The organism is Stenotrophomonas sp. 3diitr2024, from assembly GCF_042136455.1.
Classification (GTDB): Bacteria; Pseudomonadota; Gammaproteobacteria; order Xanthomonadales; family Xanthomonadaceae; genus Stenotrophomonas; species Stenotrophomonas sepilia.
Genome location: NZ_JBHHMJ010000171.1, coordinates 1 through 3728, shown reverse-complemented (window position 1 = coordinate 3728; position 3728 = coordinate 1). Strand labels below are relative to the sequence as shown.

Genomic DNA, 3728 nt, shown 5'->3' with positions numbered 1-3728 from the left:
CCGGCCGCTGGCCGGCATCCCGGTGGAGTCAGGGGCGTGCAGTTGCCGGCCAGCGGCCGGCACTACCAGATGCTGCCGACCTCGCAGCGGGGAGTTGACAGTGAGTCAACCTACTAGTAGGTTGACGACATGAAAGAGCCGCTCTCGCCCAAGGCCCAAGAGATCCTGGCCCACGCCCGTTCGCTGCTGGAGGCCGGTGGCTACAACGGCTTCAGCTACGCCGACGTGTCGGCGCGGGTGAACATCAGCAAGGCCAGCATCCATCACCACTTCCCCAGCAAGGCGGACCTGGTGCGCACGGTGGTTGAGCTGTACCGGGCCGAGGCGCGCGAAGGCCTGGCGCTGCTGGACCGGCAGCTGGACGACCCGCTGCAGGAGCTCAACGCTTATGTGGACTACTGGTCGAGCTGTATTGCCGGTGGCACGTCTTCGTTCTGCATCTGCGCGATGCTGGCGGCAGAGGCGCCGATGATCCCTGCGGAGATTGCCGAAGAAGTACGCGGGCATTTCGAGGATCTGAGCGGGTGGCTGACGGTGACGCTGGAGAAGGGCGCGGCGCTGGGTCAACTGCGCCTGCAGGGTCCGGTGGCCGATGAGGCTAGAGCGTTCATGTCCTCGGTGCATGGCGCGATGCTGGCCGCGCGCGGTTTCGGCGATGCGGCGACGTTTGCTGCGCTGGCACGGCTGGCCATCGCGCGGGTGAGCGCGGCTGCCTGATGGATGTGTGCTGGGCCTGCGGCAACGTAGGCCTTTTCTTTGATCTAGAAGTCTACCTACTAGTAGGTTCAATCAACCCTTGGAGATGTTCCATGTCGCACTCTCTGTCCACGCTGGGCGTGATCCATACGGCCGTCAGCCTTGTACCGGTGTTCGCCGGCCTGTATGCCTTCATTCGCCATCGCGCGATCGACCCCGCGACACGCTCCGGCAAGCTGTACCTGCTTGGGCTGGTGCTGTCGGTGGCAACGTCGTTCACCGTCTCCAGTACGGGCGGGATCAACCCGGGCCACGCATTCGGAGTGATCGTGCTGCTGGTGGCGTTCGGCGGCGTGCTGGCGGCCCGGCTGCGCTGGCTGGGTGGCGCCGCACCTTACCTGTCGACATTTGCGCTGTCCTTCAGCTTCCTGCTGTCGCTGGTGCCAGGCGTGAATGAAACGCTGACACGGTTGCCGGTGAACCATCCCATTGCGGCTGCGCCGATGGCACCGGTGGTGCTGCACACGTTGCTGGGATTGGCGGTGGTGTTTGTGATCGGCTTTGCCGCGCAGTGCTGGCGCATGCGGTTTCAACCGGTTCGCAGGCGCCCTTGAGCAGAGGCGCCTCAGTCCCGCACCGCGAGCGCGGCCAGCAGCGACTGCGGTTCGATCAGCGCAGCCGAACGTGTGGCATCCACCCGAACGTGCCGGCTGCAGAAGTTGAACGGTCGACCCTGCGCCGGCGAGGCTGCGTCTGGAGATGCGTCCGGTGTTTCGATTTCCAGCACTTCATCTACCGCTAGCGCCACGGTTGCGGTGCCGGCGCTGATCAACAGCATGGCTGGGCTGCCGCCATCGAACGCCGGTTGCCCGCTGAGCCTGCGCAGGTCGGCCACCGGCAATGGCTGCCCTCGTACCTCCAGGTTCCGCCTGCCATGCTGATCTGCAGGGCCGAAAGTCTCGGGGCCGCGTATTTCCACGGCCACCTGTACGTCGATCGCGAACAGGGCCGTGCCTGCACGAAGGACGACGACCTCGAACAACTCGGCGGGCGAGGCACGTGTTTGCGTTGAAGGTTGAGCGGGTACAGGCATGCTGTGGATCTGGCAGGAACGATGGGTAACGCGGCTTGAATGATGACGTCTGCAGGGAGCACGCGGCCGCGTGGGACTACGCGCGCAAGGCGGCGGTTCAGCTGGATCCGACGGGCGCATGGTGCGCACTGAGCGGGCCGATGCGCGGAAAGTGCGGACGCAGCAGGCCGACGAGCTGATCCATGCCCGGAACGGAATGGCCGAATTCGTCCCATCGTGCATTGACCAGGCCGGACACCACGACCTGCCCGGTCTCGATGCGGGTCATGGCCCAATAGGGAACAGCACGCGCGCTGATGGCCATGTCCAGTACCGGAACGACGGCAGCATGCGAGCGACTGTCATGGATGCGGCGCTTGACCGCCTCCAGGCCGTCGGGCGGACCTTCGACGTACTGGAAAAACCGCTGCCCGTCGACGAGCAGCGCTCCGGTAACGTCCACGCGACGGTTGAACGTGGCAGAGCGGGAGACGATCTGCCGGAGCATTTCATCGGAAAGCCCAGCCGACATGTGGCTGGAGTAGGCAAATGCGTGGAGCATGGAAGGGGCTTCTTGTGACGCCCGTCACTATACGTGGGGCGCCATAGCCTGCCGTGAGCCTTTCCTCACGCATCATCGGGAGTGATGCGTTGGATCAGCAGCCCACCAACCGATCCGCGCCAATTCCGCCGCGATGCTGGCTGCGGTATTGGGTAGGACTGGCGTCCACCTGGCCGCGGAAGTGCCGGCGGAACGACTCCTGCGAACCAAAGCCGGCCTGCTCGGCAATCCACTGCAGCGGCCGGTCGGTGGTTTCCAGCAGCTCGCGGGCGAATGCCACGCGCTCGCGGATCAGCCAGTCGATGGGTGACAGGCCGGTGGCTTCCAGGAACTGCCGCTGCAGCGTGCGCTGGCTGAGCGCGGCCTGCTCGGCAAGACTGCCCAGCGAGTGCGGCTCGCGCAGGTTGCGGCGCATCCATTCCATCAGTTTTGCCAGACGCGAGGGCTCGCCATTGGGAATGGCCCGGCTGACACGCTGGCTGCGTTCGGCATCACGCCATGGCGCCAGCACCAGCCGTTCGGCCACCAGGTTGGCCACGCGTGCGCCGTAATCCTTGCGCACCATGTGCAGCATCATGTCCATGCCGGTGGCCGAGCCGGCCGAGGTGATGACGTTGCCGGTATCGACGTACAGCACGTCTTCGCGCACATCGATGCGCGGAAAGTCGCGTGCCAGCGCTTCGGTGAGGCGCCAGTGGGTGGTGGCCGGGCGGCCATCGAGCAGCCCGGCCCAGGCCAGCACGAAGGCGCCAGAGCAGATCGAGGCGATGCGTGCGCCACGGGCGTGGGCGCGGATGAGTGCATCGAGCAGTGCCTGCGGCGGGCGTTCGCTGGGTTCGCGCCATCCGGGAATGACGATGATGTCGGCGTCATCAACAGTGCTGAGATCGTAGGGCAGCTGCACCTGTACATTGCCGAGCATGCGCAGTGCGCCGGGTTCACCCGCGCACAGCTGGGGGCGGTACCAGGCCACGCCCAGTTCTGGCCGCACCGGTGCGAACAGGCCAACCGCACAACCGAACTCGAACAGCCCCTGGCCGTGGCAGGCGACGATGGTGACGAGCGGCGCGGTGGGATCGGCGGGTGGGCTGGGCATGGTTTGATGCTACGGGTGGAGATGCGTGGCGCTGCGTGGTGCGCGGGCATGAGGTGATGCCTGCCAGGCATATGGAGCGGTCGCTCCCCTCTTGTAGAGCCGAGCCCACGCTCGGCTCAATACCGGCAGGGGGGATGCATCTGACGCCGTCGCGTAGAGCCGCCGAGTATGGCAACGCCCGCAAGGCCGGCACCGTGGTCCGCTTCGTCAACGACATCCTGCTGTCGGCGCCGTCCATCGTGCTGGGCCTGTTCGTGTACACGCTGTACGTGATGCAGACCGGCGGCAACTTCTCGGCGTTC

Annotated in this window: 5 protein-coding genes and 1 pseudogene; 3 read left to right on the top strand and 3 right to left on the bottom strand. The window is 65.9% G+C overall.

Features of this window, described 5'->3' with window-relative positions; genetic code table 11:
• Positions 1 to 129: 129 nt before the first annotated feature.
• On the top strand, positions 130 to 717 hold the full coding sequence (locus tag ABGA94_RS04095) for a TetR/AcrR family transcriptional regulator (RefSeq protein WP_065185146.1): 588 nt from the start codon (positions 130 to 132) through the stop codon (positions 715 to 717).
• Between the two features lie 92 nt (positions 718 to 809).
• On the top strand, positions 810 to 1310 hold the full coding sequence (locus ABGA94_RS04090) for a hypothetical protein (RefSeq protein ID WP_095377715.1): 501 nt from the start codon (positions 810 to 812) through the stop codon (positions 1308 to 1310).
• Positions 1311 to 1321: 11 nt separating this feature from the next.
• Here ABGA94_RS04090 and ABGA94_RS04085 read toward each other — a convergent pair whose 3' ends face one another.
• From ABGA94_RS04085 to ftrA, 3 genes are all read right to left on the bottom strand, one after another.
• Positions 1322 to 1738: a chemotaxis protein CheW gene (locus ABGA94_RS04085; protein WP_375366465.1), complete on the bottom strand. Its 417-nt coding sequence runs from the start codon at positions 1736 to 1738 to the stop codon at positions 1322 to 1324.
• Between the two features lie 148 nt (positions 1739 to 1886).
• Positions 1887 to 2330, bottom strand: a complete 444-nt coding sequence (locus ABGA94_RS04080) for a BLUF domain-containing protein (protein ID WP_065185141.1) — start codon at positions 2328 to 2330, stop codon at positions 1887 to 1889.
• Positions 2331 to 2424: 94 nt separating this feature from the next.
• On the bottom strand, positions 2425 to 3426 hold the full coding sequence (ftrA, locus tag ABGA94_RS04075; RefSeq protein WP_375366463.1) for a transcriptional regulator FtrA: 1002 nt from the start codon (positions 3424 to 3426) through the stop codon (positions 2425 to 2427).
• Positions 3427 to 3587: 161 nt separating this feature from the next.
• On the opposite strand from ftrA, the pseudogene ABGA94_RS04070 reads away from it, so the two are divergent.
• Positions 3588 to 3728, top strand: a pseudogene (locus tag ABGA94_RS04070) (phosphate ABC transporter, permease protein PstA); the annotation flags it as partial.

Excerpts from the sequence above, each read along its gene's own strand:
- ABGA94_RS04095 (WP_065185146.1), top strand. The coding sequence starts at position 130 with ATGAAAGAGCCGCTCTCGCCCAAGGCCCAAGAGATCCTGGCCCACGCC.
- ABGA94_RS04090 (WP_095377715.1), top strand. The coding sequence starts at position 810 with ATGTCGCACTCTCTGTCCACGCTGGGCGTGATCCATACGGCCGTCAGC.
- ABGA94_RS04080 (WP_065185141.1), bottom strand. The coding sequence starts at position 2,330 with ATGCTCCACGCATTTGCCTACTCCAGCCACATGTCGGCTGGGCTTTCC.
- ftrA (WP_375366463.1), bottom strand. The coding sequence starts at position 3,426 with ATGCCCAGCCCACCCGCCGATCCCACCGCGCCGCTCGTCACCATCGTC.